The sequence below is a fragment of the Pontivivens insulae genome (genome assembly GCF_900302495.1).
In the GTDB taxonomy this organism is placed as follows: Bacteria; Pseudomonadota; Alphaproteobacteria; order Rhodobacterales; family Rhodobacteraceae; genus Pontivivens; species Pontivivens insulae.
Window position 1 is genome coordinate 239,268 of sequence record NZ_OMKW01000004.1, and the last position, 22,394, is coordinate 261,661.

General features: G+C 60.3%; 23 protein-coding genes. 16 read left to right on the forward strand and 7 right to left on the reverse strand.

The genetic code is table 11. From position 1 onward, the window contains the following. The first annotated feature begins 3 nt into the window (after positions 1–3). The gene (locus tag POI8812_RS15245) at positions 4–2,769 is read left to right on the forward strand and encodes a [protein-PII] uridylyltransferase (RefSeq protein ID WP_108783467.1); all 2,766 of its coding nucleotides are present in this window, start codon (positions 4–6) and stop codon (positions 2,767–2,769) included. 114 nt (positions 2,770–2,883) lie between these two features. Beyond that, complete coding sequence (gene murJ / locus POI8812_RS15250; RefSeq protein WP_108783468.1) at positions 2,884–4,425, forward strand: murein biosynthesis integral membrane protein MurJ; 1,542 nt, start codon at positions 2,884–2,886, stop codon at positions 4,423–4,425. Here the strand turns inward: murJ and POI8812_RS15255 are convergent. After that, positions 4,412–5,275 carry a DMT family transporter gene (locus tag POI8812_RS15255; RefSeq protein WP_108783469.1) on the reverse strand — a complete coding sequence of 288 codons (864 nt, stop codon included), beginning with the start codon at positions 5,273–5,275 and terminating at the stop codon, positions 4,412–4,414. The genes murJ and POI8812_RS15255 overlap by 14 nt on opposite strands. Next, positions 5,272–5,736: a GNAT family N-acetyltransferase gene (locus tag POI8812_RS15260; protein ID WP_108783470.1), complete on the reverse strand. Its 465-nt coding sequence runs from the start codon at positions 5,734–5,736 to the stop codon at positions 5,272–5,274. Before POI8812_RS15260 ends, POI8812_RS15255 begins: the two co-directional genes overlap by 4 nt. 209 nt (positions 5,737–5,945) lie before the next feature. Between POI8812_RS15260 and POI8812_RS15265 the strand changes: the two genes are divergently transcribed. Next, the gene (locus POI8812_RS15265; RefSeq protein WP_108783471.1) at positions 5,946–7,118 is read left to right on the forward strand and encodes an aspartate aminotransferase family protein; all 1,173 of its coding nucleotides are present in this window, start codon (positions 5,946–5,948) and stop codon (positions 7,116–7,118) included. 74 nt (positions 7,119–7,192) lie between these two features. After that, positions 7,193–8,119 (forward strand): ornithine carbamoyltransferase, encoded by a 927-nt coding sequence (argF, locus tag POI8812_RS15270; RefSeq protein ID WP_108783472.1) that lies wholly within the window; start codon positions 7,193–7,195, stop codon positions 8,117–8,119. Positions 8,120–8,213: 94 nt separating this feature from the next. Here the strand turns inward: argF and trpS are convergent, their stop codons facing one another. Further along, positions 8,214–9,233, reverse strand: coding sequence for a tryptophan--tRNA ligase (gene trpS / locus POI8812_RS15275; protein ID WP_108783473.1), 1,020 nt, complete (start codon positions 9,231–9,233; stop codon positions 8,214–8,216). A 56-nt stretch (positions 9,234–9,289) separates the two neighbouring features. On the opposite strand from trpS, the gene POI8812_RS15280 reads away from it, so the two are divergent. Beyond that, on the forward strand, positions 9,290–9,736 hold the full coding sequence (locus POI8812_RS15280) for a YaiI/YqxD family protein (RefSeq protein WP_108783474.1): 447 nt from the start codon (positions 9,290–9,292) through the stop codon (positions 9,734–9,736). Here the strand turns inward: POI8812_RS15280 and POI8812_RS15285 are convergent. Beyond that, entirely contained in the window at positions 9,733–10,917 is a 1,185-nt protein-coding gene (locus tag POI8812_RS15285) for an MFS transporter (RefSeq protein WP_162844981.1), read from the reverse strand. The genes POI8812_RS15280 and POI8812_RS15285 overlap by 4 nt on opposite strands. 165 nt (positions 10,918–11,082) lie before the next feature. On the opposite strand from POI8812_RS15285, the gene POI8812_RS15290 reads away from it, so the two are divergent. The 3 genes from POI8812_RS15290 (at position 11,083) to POI8812_RS15300 (ending at position 12,193) form a co-directional block, all read left to right on the forward strand. Beyond that, positions 11,083–11,295, forward strand: a complete 213-nt coding sequence (locus tag POI8812_RS15290; RefSeq protein ID WP_211310414.1) for a DUF1127 domain-containing protein — start codon at positions 11,083–11,085, stop codon at positions 11,293–11,295. Between the two features lie 163 nt (positions 11,296–11,458). Then, complete coding sequence (locus POI8812_RS15295; protein ID WP_108783778.1) at positions 11,459–11,674, forward strand: DUF1127 domain-containing protein; 216 nt, start codon at positions 11,459–11,461, stop codon at positions 11,672–11,674. Positions 11,675–11,890: 216 nt separating this feature from the next. After that, a complete protein-coding gene (locus POI8812_RS15300; protein WP_146186184.1) occupies positions 11,891–12,193 on the forward strand; it encodes a DUF1801 domain-containing protein in 303 nt (100 codons plus the stop codon). On the opposite strand, the gene POI8812_RS15305 is transcribed toward POI8812_RS15300, so the two are convergent. Together POI8812_RS15305 and POI8812_RS15310 are read right to left on the reverse strand one after the other, a co-directional pair. Continuing rightward, the gene (locus POI8812_RS15305; protein WP_108783477.1) at positions 12,190–14,706 is read right to left on the reverse strand and encodes an ATP-dependent helicase; all 2,517 of its coding nucleotides are present in this window, start codon (positions 14,704–14,706) and stop codon (positions 12,190–12,192) included. The genes POI8812_RS15300 and POI8812_RS15305 overlap by 4 nt on opposite strands. A gap of 77 nt (positions 14,707–14,783) precedes the next feature. Further along, positions 14,784–15,215 carry a c-type cytochrome gene (locus POI8812_RS15310; protein ID WP_108783478.1) on the reverse strand — a complete coding sequence of 144 codons (432 nt, stop codon included), beginning with the start codon at positions 15,213–15,215 and terminating at the stop codon, positions 14,784–14,786. 99 nt (positions 15,216–15,314) lie between these two features. Between POI8812_RS15310 and POI8812_RS15315 the strand changes: the two genes are divergently transcribed. The 4 genes from POI8812_RS15315 to POI8812_RS15330 all read left to right on the forward strand — a co-directional run bounded on the left by POI8812_RS15315 (position 15,315) and on the right by POI8812_RS15330 (position 18,203). Further along, complete coding sequence (locus POI8812_RS15315) at positions 15,315–16,469, forward strand: alpha-hydroxy acid oxidase (RefSeq protein WP_108783479.1); 1,155 nt, start codon at positions 15,315–15,317, stop codon at positions 16,467–16,469. Positions 16,470–16,502: 33 nt separating this feature from the next. Beyond that, complete coding sequence (locus POI8812_RS15320) at positions 16,503–17,129, forward strand: SCO family protein (RefSeq protein ID WP_108783480.1); 627 nt, start codon at positions 16,503–16,505, stop codon at positions 17,127–17,129. Positions 17,130–17,193: 64 nt separating this feature from the next. Further along, on the forward strand, positions 17,194–17,745 hold the full coding sequence (locus POI8812_RS15325; protein ID WP_108783481.1) for an ActR/PrrA/RegA family redox response regulator transcription factor: 552 nt from the start codon (positions 17,194–17,196) through the stop codon (positions 17,743–17,745). A gap of 32 nt (positions 17,746–17,777) precedes the next feature. Beyond that, a complete protein-coding gene (locus tag POI8812_RS15330; protein ID WP_108783482.1) occupies positions 17,778–18,203 on the forward strand; it encodes a DUF1801 domain-containing protein in 426 nt (141 codons plus the stop codon). Between the two features lie 8 nt (positions 18,204–18,211). On the opposite strand, the gene POI8812_RS15335 is transcribed toward POI8812_RS15330, so the two are convergent. After that, on the reverse strand, positions 18,212–18,553 hold the full coding sequence (locus tag POI8812_RS15335) for a DUF3140 domain-containing protein (protein WP_108783483.1): 342 nt from the start codon (positions 18,551–18,553) through the stop codon (positions 18,212–18,214). Between the two features lie 100 nt (positions 18,554–18,653). Between POI8812_RS15335 and POI8812_RS15340 the strand changes: the two genes are divergently transcribed. The 4 genes from POI8812_RS15340 to POI8812_RS15355 all read left to right on the forward strand — a co-directional run bounded on the left by POI8812_RS15340 (position 18,654) and on the right by POI8812_RS15355 (position 22,369). Beyond that, complete coding sequence (locus POI8812_RS15340; RefSeq protein WP_108783484.1) at positions 18,654–19,337, forward strand: type 1 glutamine amidotransferase domain-containing protein; 684 nt, start codon at positions 18,654–18,656, stop codon at positions 19,335–19,337. Positions 19,338–19,495: 158 nt separating this feature from the next. Further along, positions 19,496–20,071 (forward strand): ribosome maturation factor RimP, encoded by a 576-nt coding sequence (gene rimP, locus POI8812_RS15345; RefSeq protein ID WP_108783779.1) that lies wholly within the window; start codon positions 19,496–19,498, stop codon positions 20,069–20,071. 3 nt (positions 20,072–20,074) lie between these two features. After that, complete coding sequence (nusA, locus tag POI8812_RS15350; RefSeq protein WP_108783485.1) at positions 20,075–21,712, forward strand: transcription termination factor NusA; 1,638 nt, start codon at positions 20,075–20,077, stop codon at positions 21,710–21,712. A gap of 24 nt (positions 21,713–21,736) precedes the next feature. Continuing rightward, positions 21,737–22,369, forward strand: coding sequence for an RNA-binding protein (locus tag POI8812_RS15355; protein WP_108783780.1), 633 nt, complete (start codon positions 21,737–21,739; stop codon positions 22,367–22,369). The last annotated feature ends 25 nt before the right edge of the window (positions 22,370–22,394 follow it).

Consider the following 22,394-nt stretch of genomic DNA (forward strand, 5'->3'; position numbering starts at 1 on the left):
GCCATGACAGATCCGTCGGCCAGCCGCTTTGTGCTGGACGACGGAGCCGCCAGCCGCAACGCGCTGCAACATGCGTTGGAGCAGGCTGTAGCCGAGTGTGATGGTGCCGACGCGATTCGGCAGGCGATCATCAAAACACTTGTGGCTGAACAGGAGGCTCGACGAGCCGAGATTGCCGCAGCACTTGCCGAGGCACCTCTTTGTGGCCCTCAGGCTGCGAGAGCCTATTCCCGACTTACGGATGTGATCGTCAGTGCAGCCCTTGATTCAGCGCTGCGCTGGCTTCATCCACGCCCCAATCCGACCGAGGGGGAGCGTATCGCCGTGCTAGCGGTCGGCGGTTTTGGCCGCGCCGAAATGGCCCCGTTCTCTGATGTCGATCTTCTGTTCCTGACGCCTTACAAGCAGACAGCGTGGGGTGAGAGCCTGATTGAGGCTGTGCTCTACATCCTTTGGGACTTGCGCCTGAAGGTCGGGCAGTCCGTGCGGACCGTGGATCAGTGCTTGCGACTGGGACGCGATGACATGACCATCCGGACCACGCTACTGGAGCGGCGTCATATCTGGGGCGATAGCGACCTGTCTGCCGAACTGGATCAACGCATTTGGAACGACCTCTTTCGTGACACCGGCCCCGAATTCGTCGAAGCGAAACTGGCAGAGCGGGAAGCTCGGCATGAACGTAATGGCGGCACCCGATATCTCGTCGAGCCAAATGTGAAAGAATCAAAAGGGGGGCTGCGTGATCTGCAGACCCTCTTCTGGATCGAGAAGTATCTTTACGATGTCGAGGATCCGAAGGTCCTCGTCGAAAAGGGTGTCTTTACCGAAGATGAGTTCGCGATCTTTTCCGCCGCCGAGAGCTTCCTTTGGTCGGTGCGGTGCCATCTCCATCTGACAGCCAATCGTGCTACGGAACATCTCAGCTTCGACATGCAGGTTGAGGTGGCGGCCGCGATGGGGTTCGTCGACGCTGACGGCCAGCGGGGTGTTGAGCGTTTCATGCAGGTCTACTTCCTGCACGCCCGCTCGGTCGGGGAACTCAGCCGAATTTTCCTGGTTTCACTGGAGGCCAAGCACATCAAGGCAAAGCCCGGCTTCGGTCAGGCGATCCGGAACATTTTCGGCCGGGAGCGCGACCGCACGCCAGAAGGGTTCGTGCTGGCAGATGGACGGTTGAACGTGGAGGACGAAGAGAAATTTCTCTCTGATCCCGTTAATCTCCTGCGCCTTTTCCAGATCGGGCTTGAGGCTGAAACGCTGATCCATCCCGCAGCGCTGCGCATGGCGACCGCCAATCTCGATCTGCTTGAACAGGTCCGGGAAGACGACCGTGCCAACCGCATCTTCCTCGATATCCTTTTGGGTAATACCAACCCGGAACGCGGTTTACGCCGAATGAACGAGACCGGCGTTCTGGGCGCATTCATCCCGGAATTCGGGCGCATCGTCGCGATGATGCAGTTCAACATGTATCACAGCTACACGGTGGATGAGCACACGATCACCTGTATCTCGGTCATGAGCCGGATCGAGCGGGGCAAGCTGGTCGATGAACTGCCCTACGCGACGGAAGTGATGGCAAAGGGCCTCAACCGCCGAGTGCTCTACGTCGCGATGCTGCTCCATGATATCGGCAAAGGGCGGCCAGAGGATCATTCGATTATCGGGGCAGAGCTGGCGGCGGAAATCTGTCCCCGTTTGGGGCTGAATGAGGCGGATACCGATCTGGTTGTCTGGCTTGTTCGCCACCACCTGTTGATGAGCGATACGGCACAAAAACGCGATATTTCCGATCCCCGAACCGTTTCTGACTTCGCAAAAATCGTCGGGTCGCAGGAGCGTCTGAAACTGCTGCTGGTGCTGACCGTCTGCGACATCCGCGGCGTTGGCCCGAACACGTGGAACAACTGGAAGGCCGTGCTGCTGCGCCAGCTCTTTTCGGCGACACAGGACTATCTGACCGACGGCATCGACAGCCCGACCCGCCATCAGCGGGAGGAGGAGGCGAAAGAGGCGCTCTCCGCAGCTCTTTCCGACATGTCGGCAGAGGCGCGCGCGGCCGAGTTGGATCGTCACTACACGCCGTATTGGCTTGGTCTACAAACGGAAAGCCATGTCGGTGTGGCGCGGATGATCGCGAATGTGAAGGACGACGCGATCGAAAGTGAATTCGTCGAAGAGCCGTCCCGCGACGCAACCCGCGTGACGTTCGTGAATGCGGATCATCCCGGCGTCTTTGCCCGCTTGGCCGGTGCACTTGCGCTTGTGGGCGCCAATGTTGTCGATGCGCGCACCTATACCACGTCCGACGGCTACGCGATTTCGGTGTTCTGGATTCAGGACATTGAGGGCAGCCCCTACGAATCTGCGCGCCTTCAACGTTTGCGCGCAACCGTGACGAAAACCCTGATGGGTGAAGTTGTGGCGCGCACCGCTCTCGACCCGAAAGATAAGATCAAACGGCGCGAGCGGGAGTTCATCGTTCCAACAAATATCAGCTTCGACAATGCCGGTTCCGATCTGTTCACGATCATCGAGGTTGATACACGCGACCGTCCCGGTTTGTTGCATGACCTCACCCGTGCTCTGGCCTCGGTTAACGTGAACATTTTCTCCGCCATCATCGCGACCTATGGCGAACAGGCAGTCGACACGTTCTATGTGAAGGATCTGTTCGGTATGAAGCTGAACTCACCCAACAAGCAAAGGCAGATCGAGAACGCGGTTCATGCTGCTGTGATGCGACGGCCAGAGGGGACGCGCTAGGCGCGCTTCGGCTTGGCTCAAATACCCCCGCCGGAGGCGAGCGACCGCTCCAACAGCGCGCACGGTCGCTTTTCTTCCCGTGACCCCGGCTGCGAACAGGGATAAGGCGGTGGCATGAAACCGATCCGCCTGCTTTCCGCATTTCTGACCGTTGGGGCCTGGACCCTGCTGAGCCGTATCCTCGGCTTTGCCCGCGATATCCTGATCGCGGCTTATCTCGGCGCTGGGCCAGTGGCGGAGGCATTTCTGGTCGCGTTCTCGCTGCCCAACATGTTCCGGCGTTTTTTTGCGGAGGGCGCGTTCAACACCGCCTTTGTCCCGATGTTCTCGAAACGGGTGGAGCAGGGCGAAGGGGCGCTCGGCTTTGCCCGGGACGCGTTCAGCGGTTTGGCAGGTGTGTTGATCGTCTTCACGCTGATCGCTCAGCTGGCCATGCCAGGACTTGTCTTGCTGATGGCCTCAGGCTTCGCTGAGGATCAACGCTTCGATCTGGCGGTGGAGATGGGGCGCATCGCATTTCCCTACATCCTGTTCATCTCTCTGGCGGCTCTGCTTTCTGGCGTGCTGAATGCGACGGGGCGTTTTGTGGCGGCTGCCGCTGCTCCGGTCGTCCTCAACATCATCCTCGTTGCGATGATGCTGGGCGCATCGGCGCTGGGCTATGATATCGGAATGGCCTTGGCTTGGGGGGTTCCGCTGGCGGGCATCGCGCAACTCGTCTTGCTGTGGAGTGCGGCTGCACGCGCGGGGTTCCGGCTGGTTCCCGCGCGGCCGAGGTTGACGCCGGAACTGCGTCGTTTAGCTGTGATCGCTTTTCCCGCGGCCCTTGCCGGTGGTGTCATGCAGATCAACCTGCTCGTCGGACGGCAGGTGGCCAGTTTTTTCGACGGCGCAGTCGCTTGGCTGAACTATGCTGATCGGCTCTATCAACTTCCCCTCGGCGTGGTTGGCATCGCAATCGGCGTCGTGCTATTGCCCGACCTTTCGCGCCGTTTGAGCGCCGGTGATGCTGTGGGCGGGCGCGAGGCGGTGAACCGCGCGGCAGAGTTCTCGCTGGCATTGAGCTTACCCGCTGCCGTCGCGCTGATCATCGTGCCATTGCCGATTGTGACCGTTCTGTTTGAGCGCGGGGCGTTTTCAGGGATCGACGCCGCCGCAACGGCTCAGGCGGTTGCTGTCTATGGGGCCGGGCTTCCGGCCTTTGTGCTGCTCAAGGTCGTGCAACCGATATTCTTCGCGCGTGAGGACACGAAAACCCCCTTCCGGCTCGCCGTCGTCGGTATGGTGGTGAATGTGGCCGTCGCCGTTGGGCTGGCGCCCGTGATGGGTTTTCTGGCAGCTGCCCTTGGCACCACGCTTGCAGCATGGGTCAATTTTGCGCTGCTCTGGCGGGCAGCCCGGCAGTTCGGAGACGCCGCGCGGCCAGATAGCCGACTGCGCCGGGCCTTCCCCCGCCTTGCGTTGGCTGCCTTTGGTATGGGGTTGGCGCTCTGGGCCAGTGTGAACTTGGCGGGTGATGCCTTTGTGCTTGCTGGCGTACGCTACATCGCTCTCGCCGGTTTGGTCGCTGGCGGCGCAACCACTTACGCGATCATTGCCGTCGCGACAGGAGCCGTGTCAAAATCCACTCTGCGTCAGGCAGTCAGACGCGGCTGACTTTCGCCGCGACGTGCTCTCTCCAGACGAGAAGCAGGGCCGCCCCTACGATTGTTGCCGCACCGATCAGGCTCAGCCCGCTTGGGATCACGCCGAAAAGGGCGAAATCCAGCAATGCCGCGAAGATCAGCGTTGTGTAGAAAAATGGCATGGCAAAGCTGGCCTCCCCCTTCATGGCCTGAAGAAAGCAAACCTGCGCGCTCACGACACAAAGCCCCAGACCTGCGAGGCCCAGCCATTGCAAGCTGCTTGGCGCATTCCAGACAAAGCTCGCAACGGTCAGGGCGATCACGCATCCGATGATATTGTTCACAATCAGGATCTGAAATGGTGCTTCCCGCGCGGTCAGACGCTTGATCGCGATCACTTCGGCGCCCATCAGCACGGCTCCGGCAAGCGCAATCAATGCGGCGGGTTGCATGGCATCTGTACCGGGACGGATCAACAAAAGCGCACCGGAAAAGGCGATCCCAGCGGCGGCAAACCGCCATTTGCCCACCCGCTCACCCAGCAAAGGGATGGCCAACAGCATCGCAATAATCGGATTGATGAAGGTGATCGCCGTCGCATCGGCCACCGGCATCAGGGCCACAGCAGCAAACAGACATGTCACGCCTCCCCAACCCAGAAAAACCCGCGTCACGTGAAGCGGCAGGTTCGGTTGAACGATCCTTGGTCGCAGTGCAACTGCCCCGATTGACAATGCGGCCAGCGCAAAGACGAAGCGTCCTGCACTGACCTGAAACGGGTGCAGTGCATCAGGTCCAGAGCCAAGCGCTTTCGCGATCAGCGAAGCGGCCCCCATGCAGGCGGCAGCGATCAGCATCATTGCGACCACGCGCAGGTTCATATCAATCGCTCCAGTGTTACGGATGTCGGCCGGTCATATCCCGGATGGGACGTGCGTGCGACCTCAACGAAGCCCAGCTTTTTGAAGGCGCGCTGGTTGTCAACGAGTTCTACACGGGTCTCCAGACGCAGAACCGGGCGATCAGCCAACTCAATAGCCCAGTCAATCAACCGCCGTGCAATACCCTGCCCTTGATGGCGAGGGTGAACGGCGAGCTTGCCCAGATAGGCGTGATCTGCCCTCCGGCTCAGGAACGCGCAGCCCACAACCATGTCTGCGTGTCGCGCGACCAGCAGCACTTGCTCCACGCGATGCAATGCAATGTCATGCACGCGCGTGCGATGCAGCGATGAGGGAGGATCTATCCGCCCATCCATCGGCGCGAAAGCTGTGTGCAAAAGGGCCAGCACGGCGGCGTCCTGCGCAAAGCTTGGCCCCGTGATTTCGATGCGAACTGTCATGGCTCTGCGCTCGCTCACATTCCGGTCGGGGTCAACCCTGTTGCAGCCGCAACAAAACGCCATATCGCTCGGGTCGTCTGGAAACATCCTTGCCATTGACTTGACGGCAGCGGCCCCGGATAAGCGGTACTTCCTTTGTGTCCCGGGTTCGTGCGCAATGGATCAAACCGAAACGACCCGACCTGTGATCCGATGTAAGGAGAATCGACGTGATCACGCCCGTTCTGCCAACCTATGCACGGGCACCGCTTTCCTTTGTGGAAGGTGAGGGCCCCTGGCTGATGACCGAAGACGGCACGCGCTATCTGGACATGGGGGCCGGCATTGCCGTTGCAGCCCTCGGCCACGCGCATCCCCGTCTCATCGCTGCATTGGATAAGCAGAGCCGACGACTCTGGCACACGTCGAACCTCTACGAGATCCCCAACCAGACCAAGCTGGCGGAAATGCTGGTCGAGCACACATTTGCCGACACGGTGTTCTTCACCAATTCGGGGACAGAGGCGACGGAAGCCGCCGTCAAAATGGCGCGGAAATATCATGCCGTTAAGGGCACCGGGCGCGATGAGATCATCACGTTCGATGGATCCTTCCACGGTCGGACCCTTGGCATGATCTCTGCTGCTGGGGCCGAAAAGCTGACCAACGGCTTCGGTCCGCTTCTGCCCGGATTTGTGCACGTTCCCTTCGGGGACCATGACGCGCTGAAGGCCGCGATCACGGATCGTACGGCTGCCATCATGATCGAGCCTGTTCAGGGCGAGGGCGGCATCGTCCCCGTACCGGACCAATGCCTGAAAGGGCTGCGCGATCTGTGCGATGAGCATGGGATCCTGCTGATCTATGACGAGATCCAGTGCGGTGTCGGGCGGACAGGCAAACTCTTCGCCTATGAATGGTCGGGTGCTGCACCTGATATTATGGCGGTGGCCAAGGGTATTGGCGGTGGGTTCCCACTGGGGGCCTGCCTTGCCACGCAAGAGGCCGCAACAGGCATGACGGCAGGCACCCACGGCACGACCTATGGTGGCAATCCGCTGGCCTGTGCGGTTGGCTGTGAAGTGATGTCCGTCATGACAGAGGACGGGTTCCTCGATCACGTCAACGAGGTTTCAGGGCATCTGCGTCAGGGGCTTGAAGGGCTGGTTGCATCACATCCGGATATTTTCGAGCTTGTGCGCGGCGCCGGTCTCATGATCGGGGTCAAGTGCAAGGTTCCAAATATGGACGTGGTCAATGCCGGCTATGACGCGCAGGTGCTCGTCATTCCTGGCGGGGACAACGTGATCCGTATCCTGCCGCCGCTGATCGTGACGCGCGAGAATATCGACGATGCTGTGCGCCGATTGGATCAGGCCGCAATAGCCCTCGAATCCAGATAACATCCCGGCCCGGTTGCAAGTCGACCGGGCCAGCGCACCTCTGCCCGCCACGTGCGCCAGAAGGAAAAAGCAAGATGACCCATTTCCTCGACCTCAACTCCGTGAACGAAACCGATCTGCGCGCGATGATTGATCAGGGGCGCCGCATCAAGGATGCGCGCGCGGGCCAGCCCAAGGGCGCGCTCGATGCCGAACAGCCGCTCAAGGATCATATGGTCGCGCTGATCTTCGAAAAGCCCTCCACCCGCACGCGCACCTCCTTCGATTTGGGTGTGCGCCAGATGGGCGGGCAAACGATGGTGCTGACCGGTTCTGAAATGCAGCTCGGCCATGGGGAGAGCATTGCCGACACCGCGCGCGTGCTCAGCCGATATGTCGACCTGATCATGATCCGCACCTTTGCCGAAGAGACGTTGCTGGAACTGGCGGAGTACGCCTCCGTCCCGGTGATCAATGGCCTGACCGACCGCACCCATCCCTGTCAGATCATGGCTGATGTGATGACCTTTGAGGAACATAAGGGCCCGATAAAGGGCAAGCGCGTCGTCTGGATGGGCGATGGCAACAATGTGTGCGCCTCCTTCCTGCACGCCGCAGGGCAGTTCGGCTTCGATTTCACCTTCTGTGGACCAGAGGTGCTCGACCCCGAAGCCGATGCCATCACCTTTGCCCGGTCAAAGGGCAGCGATGTGCGGATCGAGCGTGATGCGGAGACAGCAGCCGAAGGCGCGGACCTCATCGTCGCGGATACATGGCTTTCAATGCATGACGACGCCAGCGCACGCGACCGCCGCCACAATCTGCTCAAACCGTATCAAGTGAACGAGCGGCTGATGGCTCAGGCGCCAGATGCGCTTTTCATGCATTGCCTGCCAGCCCACCGGAACGAGGAAGTGACAGACGCTGTCATGGATGGACCACAATCGGTGATCTTTGATGAGGCTGAAAACCGCGTCCATGCCCAAAAAGCCGTCATGCGCTGGTGTCTCGACCGGCTTTGATCCCTGATTTCGGATTGGCCAAAATACCCCCGCCGGAGGCTTCGACATAAGCTGTCAAATGCCTCCGGTAATGGCAATTCACCAGATAAGAATTTCAGCGCGAGCGCACGAAACCCACAATGTCGTAAGTTTTTGCGATGATCGGCTCCGCGACGTTTGCAGCACGTTCGGCCCCTTCGCCCAGAATGCGATCAATTTCGGCCGGGTCGTCCATCAAACGGGACATTTCTGTCGAGATCGGTGCCAGTTTTTCGACGGCAAGCTCGGCCAGCGCGGGCTTGAACGTACCGAATTGCGCTCCGCCATATTCAGCGATCACCGCATCGCGGGTTGTCCCGGCCAGTGCCGCATAGATGTTCACGAGGTTGCGTGCCTCTGGCCGATCGGCAAGACCGTCCGTGGTTTCGGGCAGCGGCTCTGGATCGGTCTTGGCCTTGCGGATCTTCTTCGCAATCGTGTCCGCATCATCGGTGAGGTTGATGCGGCTCGCGTCTGAGGGATCGGATTTCGACATCTTCTTCGTGCCATCGCGCAGGGACATGACGCGGGTTGCCGCACCCTCGATGATCGGCTGCGTTTCAGGGAAGAACTCTACGCCGTAATCGTGGTTGAACTTCGCCGCGATGTCCCGTGTCAGCTCAACATGCTGTTTCTGATCCTCGCCCACGGGCACATGGGTCGCGTGATAGGCAAGGATGTCGGCCGCCATAAGTGAGGGGTAGGCATAGAGACCAAGCGAGGCTTTCTCGGCATTCTTGCCCGCCTTGTCCTTGAACTGGGTCATCCGGTTCATCCAGCCCATGCGCGCGACGCAGTTGAAGATCCAGCCAAGCTCTGTGTGTTGCGGCACCTGGCTTTGATTGAACAGGATCGACTTCGCGGGATCGAGGCCTGAGGCGATATAGGCCGCCGCAAGCTCCCGCGTGGCGTGGCGCAGTTTGGCGGGCTCCTGAAAGCTTGCCGTGATCGCGTGCAGATCGACGATACAGTAAATCGTCTCCATCCCCTCATCCTGCATTTGGACGAAGCGCTTCACAGCGCCCAGATAATTGCCCAGTTGCAGGTGATTTGTCGGCTGGATGCCGGAGAAGACGCGCGGCGTGAAGCTGGTCATTGCAAAACCCTCGGGATAGATCGGGGGCGTTATCCTATGTCTGACAGGATTTGCCAATGGCCCTCTATATCGACGCTGATGCCTGCCCGGTGAAAGAGGAGGCCAAGAAGGTCGCCCACCGCCACAAGATGAAGGTCTTTGTCGTGTCGAATGGTGGCATCCGGCCTGATCCGCATCCTGATGTGGAAACCGTCGTGGTCGAGGCCGGCCCCGATATCGCGGATAAATGGATCGCTGACCGCACGGGGCCGGGCGACATTTGTGTGACCTCTGACATTCCTCTCGCTGACGCGGTTCTCAAATCTGGCGCTATTGCCATTCAGCCTGATGGGGAAGTGTTCACAACCTCCTCCATCGGCAACCGGTTGGCTATGCGCGATCTGATGCAGGATTTGCGCGCTGCCGATCCGTTCCGGCAGGGCGGCGGCAAACCGTTCTCAAAGGCGGACCGATCTCGCTTCCTTGACCGCCTCGAAGCGTTGGCGCGCAAGGCAAGCCGCTAACGGCGCAGGGCGACGATAAAACAGGCCGTTCCGATCAGCGCAGCGGCAATAAGTGCAGACGTCAGCCCAACCGCATCTGCCAAGGCCCCCAGCAGCAGTGCGCCCAATGCCGTTGCGCCCAGCGCGGTCGTCGTCCAAAGGCTCATCACGCGACCGCGCATGTCATCGGTCAGCCGGATCTGCAAGGCGGACTGAATTCCCACGCCAATCAACGTGCCCGAAGCCCCCAGCCCGGCAAGGCAAAGCAGGGCAACCGGCCAGCTGCCGACGAGCCCTAGCGCGCCCGTCAGAGCGAGAGAGATGTATCCCGCCACGACTGAAAGGCGCGGCAGCCCGTCAAGTGCTCGGATCGGGTGCGTTGCCAGCCATACGGAGGCAATCAGCGCGCCAAACCCGGCGGCGGCGGTGAGCTGCCCCAACCCGTCTGCCCCGCGCGCAAAGCTGCCATCGGCGATCACCGGCAGAATCTCCTGCACCCCTCGACCAAAAACCGATGTGATGGTCGTCAGAGCGATGCCCATGAAGATCAGCCGGTCCTTGCCAACTTCCGCCAACCCGCCCTTGAAGGCGTCAACGAAGTTCTCGCGTCGCGCTTGGCGTGCTTTCTCGCGTGGATGGATCAGGGCCAGCGCCCAGAGCAAGGGTAGGAACGACACTGTGGTCACCAGCATTGTCACGCTCACGCCGTAGCGGGCGATCAGCGCACCTGCGATGAAGGGGCCCAGAAAGCGGGAGAGATTGAAGTTGATCGAGATGATCGGAACAGCTGCACCGATTTGATCCACTGGAACCAGTCGGGGTGCCAGTGTCATGCGCAAGGGGTGATGCATGGCCATGACAAGACCAAACAGCGTCGTGAAGGCCACCAGCACCCCTGGCGTAAGAAGTTCGCTGCGCTGCACAAGAAATAGGGCGGCGGACACCGCTGCAAGAGCTGCCTGAACCCAAATCGTGGCGCGGCGCGCATCCGTCCTGTCGGCAACCACACCCAGCAGTGGGCCGAGCAAAAGCGATGGCGCCATCAGCAGGAACGAGACAAGCCCGACAAAGCTTGCCAAGCCCGTCATCTCCCAGGCGAGCCATGCAAGCGAGATCCTTTGCAGCCACACCCCGTTGAGCGCAAAGAAATTGCCAATTGTGTAAATGCGGAAGTCACGGTGATGGAGAACGGTCTGGGCCATCCCCGAAGACATAGTTCAGTTGCTCCCGTTCGGCCATGCGCTGAATGCAGGGCGATACGGCGTTCAAAGCGCTTTGAATTGCGCAACCAATCCCTAACTCTTCCGTTGTGAGTGCAGCGATGGCGCGCAACGGGCGGGCCGGGCACCACTGGAAAGGAGATCGAAATGACCTTTGCACAAGAAGCGCCGAACCTGTTTGCCACTCTTGCGGCACGTGTCGGGACGATCATGAAAGACGCGCGGACCGATTTTTCAAACTGGCTGACCTACCGCGAAACAGTCGGTGAACTGGCTTGGCGTGATGAGCACCTTCTGGATGATCTGGGCATGGCGCCCGGCGATGTTCGTCCAGTCGCACGTGCGGCGAGCTATCGCTGACGCGGCGTTAACGTAACCGCTTACACATTTAGCCATGCAAATCATGCATGGCGGTTGGGCGGAAACGAAGATTGCGGGGGATGCTGCACTCCCTACATTGCACTGCAGCAAGACACTGTACGGGGGCCTCGAAACGGTCCCACAAACTGAAGGAACCGAAGACATGGCATTTGTAACTGCATCCGATATTCGTACCGAAAACCTGATCGCTCAGCGCGTTGTCGCGTTCTTCAACGACGCCCGCACCGCGTTCAACAAGCGCCGTATGTACAACCGGACTGTGTCCGAGCTGAACGCGCTGTCCTCGAACGAACTCAACGACCTCGGCCTGTCCCGCGCGGGCATCCGTGCCGCAGCTTACGAGGCGGTCTACGGCTAAGCCGATCCAACGAATACCCGCTGCTTTCCTCCCTAAGTTTCAGCGGGCCGCCCGACCTCTCCCTCCTCCCTGAGGGGTCTGGCATTCAAAGCGGCGATGCGGGTCCTCCCCCCGCATCGCCGTTTTCTTTTGCGCCCAGTTTCTGCATCATGCAGATCAACAGATGTAGAAGGGGACGGAGCAATCGCATCCGACGATCTCGAAACCTTGCGGACCTTGATCAAAAGTGTCGCGCAGGCCGACCCGACCATCGGGTCCGTACGGGAAGAACGGGCCTGGGGCCAACCCTCATTTCGGACACCACATAAGGGCATCGGAACCGCAGTGCGGCTTGGCCGCTCGAAGTCCGGTATCCCGCACCTCTATGTCCATTGTCAGACAACGCTGATTGCAGATTTCCGGGCGAAATGGGGCGACGACTTCGCATATGACGGCAACCGCGGGCTGGCTGTCACGGATCCGAATGATCCGCGCATCGCCGACTTCATTCACTCCGTCCTCAGCTATCGCTTGCGCTAGAACGGGACGTCGTCCCCCGCACTGCCTGCGCTCTTTACATAGCTGGCGAGCACTTTCTTCTCTCCGGCCTTTTCGAAGGCGATTGTCAGCTTGTCGCCTTCAAAGGCCGTGATCGCCCCATAGCCGAATTTCTGGTGGAACACGCGTTCGCCAATATCGAAGGCGGGTGTCGCCGCCGCATCGATGACCATATTGCGCGCTTCGGACGGTTGGCGGACCGAGCGTCGGGCAGAGTTGCGCTGCATCCGCGCCCATCCGGGAGAGTTGTAGACGTCGGCCTTGCTGGCCTTGTCCATCAAATCCGATGCGCCAATGGCCTGCTCGCGCGGGCTGGCAGAGGCTGCGGCCCCGAACCCGCCGCCATAAAGGCCCGGCGGCGTCAGCACCTCGACATGTTGTTCCGGCAGTTCGTCGATAAAGCGGGACGGCATGGCCGCATTCCACTGACCATAGGTCAGGCGGTTCGCGGCGAAGGTGATCGTGCAATGCCGCTCGGCGCGCGTGATGCCGACATAGGCGAGCCGCCGTTCCTCCTCCAAACCCTTGAGGCCACTTTCATCCATAGAACGTTGGGACGGGAACAGCCCGTCCTCCCAACCGGGCAGGAACACGACAGGAAATTCGAGGCCCTTGGCCGCGTGCAGCGTCATGATCGTAACCTTCTCCGCCGCGTCCTCTGTCTCGTTGGACATGACGAGGGCTACGTGCTCAAGGAAGCCTTGCAGATTTTCGAATTCCTCCAGCGCGCGGACAAGTTCCTTGAGGTTCTCCAACCGCCCAGGTGCCTCGGGCGTCTTATCGTTCTGCCAATGTGCGGTGTAGCCCGACTCATCTAGGATCACCTGCGCCAGTTCCACATGGCTGAGCGGGGCCTCAAGCCCCTCGGGCCGCTCCACCATCGGCTCATCCAGATCGATAACCGCATCGCTGTCCGGGCCGGGTTGTGTGCTCCACCGCATGATAGCGTTCCAGCGATCAATCCCGCGCAGCAATTCGGCGAGGTTCTTGGCACCCTTGCCCTTGATCGCGCCATCCGCGACCACGGTGCGGGCGGCGTCCATCATGCTGACGCCATTCTCACGCGCGAAGGCGTTGATGGTTTGTAGCGCCTTGTCACCAAGGCCGCGCTTGGGTGTGTTGATGATCCGCTCCAGCGCGAGGTCATCATCCTCCGACACGACAACCCGGAAATAGGCCATCGCGTCCCGGATCTCCATCCGCTCATAAAAGCGGGGGCCGCCGACCACGCGATAGGGCATGCCGATGGTCAGGAACCGGTCCTCGAAGGCCCGCATCTGGAACGAAGCACGCACCAGGATCGCTTGATCATTCAGCCCGATTGGGTCGAGACCTCGGGTGCCACGTTGATAACTCTCGATTTCCTCCCCGATCCAGCGGGCTTCCTCATCGCCATCCCAATGGCCGATCAGGCGGACCTTCTCGCCACCTTCCGCAGCCGTCCACAGGGTCTTGCCCAGCCGGTCGGCATTGCCTTTGATGACACCTGAGGCAGCGGCGAGGATATGCTCAGTCGAGCGGTAGTTCTGTTCCAGCCGGATGACGGCAGCGCCGGGGAAATCCTTCTCAAATCGCAGGATGTTGCCCACTTCCGCCCCGCGCCAGCCATAGATTGACTGATCGTCATCACCCACACAGCAGATATTCTTGTGCCCCTGCGCGAGTAGCCGCAGCCACAGATATTGCGCGACGTTCGTGTCCTGATACTCGTCAACAAGGATGTACTTGAACCAGCGCTGATACTTTTCGAGCACGTCCGGATGCGCTTTGAAAATCGACACTATGTGAAGCAGAAGATCGCCGAAATCTACTGCATTCAGCGTGATCAATCTCTTCTGGTAGTCGCGGTAAATGTCGACAACCTGACGTGTCGCGCCTGTCCCGCCTTCGCTTACGCGGGTAGTTACGTGGGGTAGGCAATGGACGATTTTATCCTCACTCGGCGGCACGTCATCAGGAAACCATCCACGATTTTTGTACCCGTCGATTATCGAAGCGAACCAACGCGGCGTCCACTTTTTCACATCAATATTTTCAGCTACTATGATCTGCTTGAGCAGTCTCAACTGATCATCCGTATCCAGAATCGTGAAGTTCGATTTCAGATCCACCAGTTCTGCATGACGGCGCAGCAGCTTGTTGCAAAGCGAGTGGAAGGTGCCCAGCCACGGCATCCCCTCTATGACACCGCCCACATGGCGACCGACCCGATCTTTCATCTCCCGCGCAGCCTTGTTGGTGAATGTCACCGCAAGGATTTCATTCGGTTGCGCCCGCCCTGAATTGAGCAGATGCGCGATCCGCGTGGTAAGCGCCTTGGTTTTCCCCGTTCCCGCACCGGCCAACATCAGAACAGGCCCGTCGAGCGTTTCCGCCGCCCGGCGCTGCTCGGGGTTCAGCTCATCAAGATAGGGCGCAGGGCGCGCGGCCATGGCACGGGCCGAAAGGCTTTCGCGCTCATAGCTCTCAAACGGATCATCGGACCAATCATTCATGGGGCGGGAGTGTAGCGCGCACATTCAGGAAGTTAAAGCTTCGTTCACGTCCTGTTCCATGCGGCGAAGCGTGCCGCTCAATCGTCCTGATATCGGCGATGGCAGGATGAACAGGTGTCCGACACCGCCTGAATCAACGGCTGAGCCTCTTCAAGCGTCGTCGCATCCGCCAAGGCCCGGCTGGAATTTTCGAATTCAACGGCGATGGCATTGAACGCGTCCCGCTCGACCGCGATCAATGGCAGCGCTTCGCTGTCACCCCCAAGCGACTCTTCGGGAAACCAGTCTTCAATCTCTGGCGCATGGGTCAGCAGGATGTCGACTGCGCGTGCTTGCAGCTCCGCGTCATAAGGCATCATCCCTCGGGTCATCATGCCAAGGCCGCGCATCGCCTCCCGCATTTCCTTCATCGCATCCATGCGTGTTTTCACGATTCCGGTCGCACCGCTATGGGCCTGCACTGGCGCGGCAGCGAGGGCGGCAATCATCGCATAATGTATCAGTCTCATGACCCGTTCTCCGTAAAGTGGCGCAAGCCTAGCACCTCGCCCCGGTCCGCGCCATTCAGACATCTTGACGTTTGCGTGCTGCGGCAGGACGGTTCGCCCATGGAAAATCTTGACGATCTCTACCCCTCCATCTCTGACCTTGCGGCCAAGGCACGAAAGCGCATCCCGCATTTCGCTTGGGAATATCTGGACAGCGGCACGACCGAAGAGGTCAGCATGCACACCAATCGCACGGCACTCGATGCGGTGAAGCTGACGCCCCGCTTCCTGAAAGGCGTCCAAAAGCCTGATCTGAGCACAACGCTCTTTGGTCAGCGTTATGAGGCCCCAATCGGAATGGCCCCGGTCGGCATGAGCGGCTTGATGTGGCCGGGCGCCGAAATGATGCTGGCCGACACCGCCCGGCGGGGCGGCGTGCCGTATTGCCTCTCGACTGTTGCGGCAAAAACACCGGAAGAGGTCGGCCCGGCCGCAGGCGATATGGGCTGGTTTCAGATGTACCCTCCCAAAGATGCCGAGGTGCGGCGCGATGTGCTGAAACGCGTCTGGGACAGCGGCATGCGCGTGCTGGTCCTGACAATAGATGTACCGTTTCCGTCTCGCAGAGAGCGTCAGCGCCGCTCTGGCCTCTCAATTCAGGCCGGTGTCAGCCGTCAAATGCTCGCCCATATCGCCGTGCGGCCCGGATGGGCGCTGGCCACAGCGCGGCACGGTAAGGCCACACTGGCGACCATCGCGAAATATTCCGAGGCCCAGGATCTGGAAGGCGTGCGCCGCTACTTCGTTGATCACTATAACCACAATCCGAGCTGGGATTACCTAAAGGCCCTGCGGGAGGAGTGGGACGGCGCACTTGTGATCAAAGGTGTTCTTGATCCCGTTGATGCGGAACAGGCCATCACACTCGGCGTTGACGGTATCTGGGTGTCGAACCACGGGGGGCGGCAATTCGACGCGGCCCCCACGGCCATCGACGTGCTACCCCAGATTGCGCAGACCGTTGCAGGGCGTGCTGCAATTATCTTTGACAGCGGCATCCGCACCGGCCTCGATATCCTGCGGGCCTTGTCCTGTGGGGCGGATTTCTGCTTTGCGGGGCGTCCGTTCCTCTACGGCGTGTCCGCAGCGGGTCAGGCCGGGGCGGATCAGGCGCTCCATATTTTCCGCGACGATCTGACGAACGGCATGCATCAACTCGGCACGCCGGATATTGTGAGCGTGCAGGCGCTGGAAAACGGGCGGCACCCCCGGTAAGCACCGGGTCGAGTTCGGTTTGGAGGTCTCGGAATGTCCCGTACAATCGCAATTGCCGCGTTGGGTGTCGTCGCTGTCGGTCTGGGGGTGACAGCAGGGGTCTTGCTGACGGGTGGAGACGACGAAATCCGGTTCGCACAATGCCGCGAATCCGTTGTTGTCGGGGGCGCCGACCAACTGGGCGGGCCGTTCACACTGGTCTCGGAAACTGGTGAGACGGTAACAGAAGCCGATGTGCTCGACGGTCCAACCCTCGTCTATTTTGGCTACACGTCCTGCCCCGATGTCTGCCCCATCGACCTGTTCCGCAATGGCGAAGTCGCTCATCTTCTTGATGAGCAGGGCGTGGCGATCACGCCGGTCTTCATCACCATCGACCCCGCGCGCGATACGCCACAGCAGGTGGCCGAATATACCGACTTCATGCATCCACGCATGCTGGGCTTGACGGGCAGTCAGGAACAAATCGACATCGCCGCGCGCGCCTACGGCGTCTACGCCGCCCGCGTGGGTGAGCCGGACGACCCCGATTACCTGATGGACCACTCCTCCTACAGCTACCTGATGTCGCCAGAGCATGGTTTTCTGGAGTTCTATTCCCGCCAGGCATCGGTTGAGCAGATGGTCGAGAACATTACCTGTTATGCAAACGCGATGTAGTCCCTTGATCCAGCCGCCAGACTGCTACGTACCGGGTATAACTGGATAATAAAGGCGGGAACTTATGGCTGACGCTGCGCTCGAAATTGGATCGGACCCAAATCTTCTGTTGCTCGATGATGATGAGCCGTTTCTGCGGCGTCTCTCTCGCGCGATGGAAAAGCGTGGTTTTGCGCCGAAGGAAGCGGGCAGCGTGGCTGAGGGGCTGGCGGCTGTAAAATCGAACCCGCCTGCCTATGCTGTCGTCGATCTGCGCCTCGAGGATGGCAATGGTCTGGAAGTAGTCGAGGCACTGCGCGAGGCACGGCCGGAAGCGCGGATCGTGGTGCTGACGGGCTATGGCGCGATCGCAACCGCTGTGGCGGCGGTAAAGATTGGCGCGACGGATTATCTGTCGAAACCCGCCGATGCGAATGATGTCACTGCGGCACTGCTCGCCAAAAAGGATGATCTGCCGCCCCCACCGGAAAATCCGATGAGCGCCGACCGCGTAAGGTGGGAGCATATTCAGCGCGTTTACGAGCTGTGCGACCGCAATGTCAGCGAGACGGCGCGCCGCTTGAACATGCACCGCCGCACGCTGCAGCGCATTCTGGCAAAACGCTCCCCCCGTTGACGTGAAGCGGACCTTGGGGCGACACTGCCCCTATGTCTGACGCGAAAACCGTTGAAACTGACGCCGACCCGCGCGCCTTTGTTGAGGGCGTATCCCCTTCCGTGCGTGCGGCTGATGGGTTGGTTTTGCTTGATAAATTTCAGGAATGGACCGGTTGGCCGCCCCGCATGTGGGGGGACAGCATCGTTGGCTTTGGAAAATACGAATACAACTATGCCAGCGGTCGAAGCGGCGTCTGGCCGCGCACCGGCTTCTCACCGCGCAAAGCGAATCTCAGCATCTATCTGATGCCGGGTGTGAAGAAATACGCCAACCAACTGGCTGCGCTTGGCCCTCACAAGCATTCTGTATCATGCCTCTATGTCACGCGTCTGGCCCGGATCGACCTCGATGTTCTGGGCTCTATCGTGCGGGCCTCTCTGGCCGATATGGACACGATTTACGGCCCCCAGCGGTAGCGCGGCTATCACGCCTCTTTCATGGGGTCATGGCCCCAGTTCATCAGCGAATAGCGCCAGCGCGATGTTTCAACGTTCCTATCCGGGCCGCCCTGGCTTAGGTGACGTTTGATGTATCCCACGACAGTCGCCATGTGATCCCACTGAGCGTCTGTAATGTCGTCCTTATTGGTGCGCTGGATGTCGACGATGCGTCGCCCCGATTTATGTCCGGTGCTTTCGCCGTCCTCCGTGTCGCCGACGGATTTGCTTTCATCCGTGTCCAGCCACTCCTCCAATTCTTTGGGCGCCATATTCACCAGATCGCGCCATTCCTCCCAGATCTGCTGATGCGATTTGCTGCTGCTCATCTGTCGGTCCTTTCCGTTGCGATGGGGCTGGAACGGGCAGGGCGGCTGACACGTTCCTGTCCTGCGCAGATTTGGCGCAGAGCAGTTTGAGGATTTTGACATGACCAAGAAGATTTTGATGGTGCTCACCTCCCACGATCAGATGGGCGACAGTGGCGAAAAGACGGGCTTCTGGCTCGAAGAATTTGCCGCGCCCTACTACGTGTTCCACGATGCCGGGCACGAAATCACGCTGGCGTCCCCCGAAGGCGGCAAACCGCCCGTTGATCCACGCAGCACCGGTGATGACAGCGAGACAGAGGCGACAAAGCGCTTCCGCGACGATGCCGCCGCAAATGAAGCGCTCGAGACGACGCACAAATTGTCTGATGTGAACGCAAAGGAGTATGACGCGATCTTCTATCCCGGCGGCCATGGCCCGCTTTGGGACCTTGTGGATGACCGCGATTCGATCCGCCTGATCGAGACGTTCTGGACAGACGGAAAGCCCGTGGGCGCGGTCTGCCATGCTCCAATCGTGTTCAAGCACACGATGGCAGACGGAAAACCGCTCGTAGCCGGGCGCAAAGTCACCGGTTTCACCAATGGTGAAGAAGACGCCGTCGGCCTCACCGATACCGTCCCCCATCTCGTCGAGGATACGTTGAAGGCGCTGGGCGGTGAGTATTCCAAGGCGGACGATTTCGCAGCCTATGTGCAGGTCGACGGTCATCTTGTAACGGGCCAGAACCCACCATCCTCGACCGCGACGGCAGAGGCCTTGCTGGACCGGCTGGCAGCCTGAGTGTGTCCGTGGCGCGCCACCCCGCGCGCCACGGCCCTTGCGTCAGGGTGAATGCGGGTCTATATGGCTTTCAACAGCGCAGGGCTGGGGTCCACACCCAATCCTCACCGAAACGATGCAACGGGCCGCTGGCCCGTTTTTTTGTGTCTGGAATGCAGATGACCGATTTGATCGCCAAGGCCGCGATGGACCGCAAACTTTTCGAGATCATCGCCCCCCATGTAGAGGCGATGGGCTTTGAGATCGTGCGCGTCCGCTTCATGGGCGGCAAGACCAAGACTGTGCAGATCATGGCCCAGCGTCCCGATGGCGGGATCGAGGTGGATCAATGTGCGGAAATCTCGAATACCGTCTCCGCCCTGCTCGACGTGGATGATCCCATCGAGGGCGAATACGCGCTTGAGGTGTCCTCTCCCGGCATCGACCGCCCGCTGACGCGCATGAAGGATTTCGACGATTGGGTGGGGTATACCGCCAAGCTCGAAACGGCAGAACTGATCGGTGGACGCAAGAACTTCAAGGGCGTGCTGCATGGCACGCAGGATGGCGAAGTGCTGATCGAAATTCAGGAGGGCATCGTCGGCCTCGAATTTGACTGGCTGGTGGATGCCAAGCTGGTGCTGACGGATGAACTGATCGCCGAAAGCCTGAAGGCGCGCAAAGAGACAGGCGCCATCGACGAGACGAAATTTGACGAGATCATCGAGGATAGCACCTCGAATCAGGAGGACTGACCCATGGCAACCGTAGCCGCGAACAAGCTGGAGCTGCTCCAGATCGCCGACGCCGTCGCGCGCGAGAAGATGATCGACCCCGGTCTGGTCATTGAAGCACTCGAAGAATCCTATGCCCGCGCGGCAAAGGCACGCTATGGCGCTGATTACGACATCCGCGCCCATATCGACCGCAAGTCCGGCGAGCTGACGATGGAGCGTGTGCGCACGGTTGTGGAAGAGGTCGAGGATCACTTCACCGAGGTCGATCTGGAAGATGGTCGTGAGATTGATCCCAATGCCGAGATCGGCACCGAGATCAGCGATCCGCTGCCGCATATGGATTTCTCCCGCATCGGCGCGCAGTCGGCCAAGCAGGTCATCATGCAGCGGGTGCGCGAGGCAGAGCGCGAGCGTCAGTACGAAGAGTTCAAGGACCGCAAGGGTCAGATCATCAACGGTCTGGTCAAGCGGACCGAATACGGCAACGTGATCGTGGATGTGGGCCGGGGTGAGGCGATGCTGCGCCGCGATCAGCTCATCCAACGCGAGGCGTTCCGCAATGGCGACCGCATCCGCGCCTATATCAAGGACGTGCGCCTCGAACAGCGCGGTCCCCAGATCTTCCTCAGCCGCACGGCGCCGGAATTCATGGCCGAGCTCTTCAAGATGGAAGTGCCCGAGATCTATGATGGCGTTATCGAGATCAAGGCCGTGGCCCGTGATCCGGGTTCGCGCGCCAAGATTGGCGTGATCTCCTACGATTCGGGCGTCGACCCGGTCGGGGCCTGTGTGGGTATGCGTGGCTCCCGTGTGCAGGCCGTGGTGAACGAGCTGAACGGCGAGAAGATCGACATTATCCCATGGAATGAGGATGCGCCGACCTTCCTGGTCAACGCTTTGCAGCCTGCTGAGGTCTCTAAGGTCGTCATGGATGATGATGCAGGCCGAATCGAGGTGGTTGTACCCGATGAGCAGCTGTCGCTCGCCATCGGCCGCCGCGGTCAGAACGTGCGCCTTGCCTCGCAGCTTACAGGTTGGGACATCGACATCCTGACCGAAGAGGCTGAGTCCGAGCGTCGTCAGGCTGAGTTTGCCGTCCGCTCCAAGCTCTTCATGGATGCTCTGGACGCAGATGAGATGGTCGCACAGCTCCTCGTGTCCGAAGGCTTCACCTCGCTTGAGGAAGTGGCCTATGTCGAGCTCGACGAACTGACCGTGATCGACGGTTTTGATGAGGAAACGGCCGAAGAGCTTCAGGCCCGTGCCCGCGAATCCCTCGACAAGATGCGTGCAATTGCTGAGGAGCGCGCGCGCGCCATGGGCGTCGAAGATGAGCTGATGAACTTCGAGGGGCTGACCCCGCAGATGATCGTCGCGCTCGCCAATGACGGTATCAAGACGCTTGAAGAATTCGCGCAATGCGCCGATTGGGAACTTGCCGGTGGCTATACGACAGGTGCCGATGGCAAGCGCGTGAAGGACGAAGGCCTGCTTGAGAAGTTCGACGTCTCCCTTGAAGAAGCACAGGAAATGGTGCTCACCGCCCGTGTGCTGCTCGGCTACATCACCGTTGAGGAGATGGTCGCCATGCAGCAGGCCAGCAATGAAGAGGCCGACGGCGAAGAAGGCGACGACGCTGAGGAGGCTGCGGAGGGCTGATGCCTTCCGCGCGTGGTGCCGCCCGTGACCCGTGGTGGACGCACAAAGGACCGCAGCGCCCCTGAACGGCGCTGCATTGCCACTGGTGAAAGCGGTGGAACGGCTCCGATGATCCGTTTCGTCGCCGGACCCGGTGGCGTCATCGTGCCAGATCTGGCCGAAAAGCTGCCTGGCCGCGGCATGTGGCTGACTGCGGGACCCGATCATTTCACCGCAGCCCGCAAGAAGCGGGCCTTTGCCCGTGGCGCCAAGGCGCCCGTAACCGTACCTGATGATCTGGAAGATCAGGTCGAAACGCTGCTCTTGCGCAGGGCTCAGGATATGCTGGCCCTTGCCCGCAAGGCAGGGCTTACCCATATGGGATTTGATACGGTGAAAGGGCGGCTCAAGGCCGGCCCAGTCGCCGCATTGATCGAGGCATCCGACGGGTCGGAGCCTCAGCGCGCCAAACTCAGGCCCATGGCAGGTGACGCGCCAGTGCTGAATGCGCTGGATCGGCAAGAATTGGGTTTGGCTTTCGGACGTGATAATGTGATACACGCCGCGTTGGACGCAGGCGGTCTCACCGATCAGGTTCTACGCGAGGTCTCGCGGCTTTCAGCCATGCGGGACTTGCAGGTCGTGGCTGGGGCCGATAAGCGTCCCGCGACGGAATGATGGATTTACGGCACGGCATGGGGCC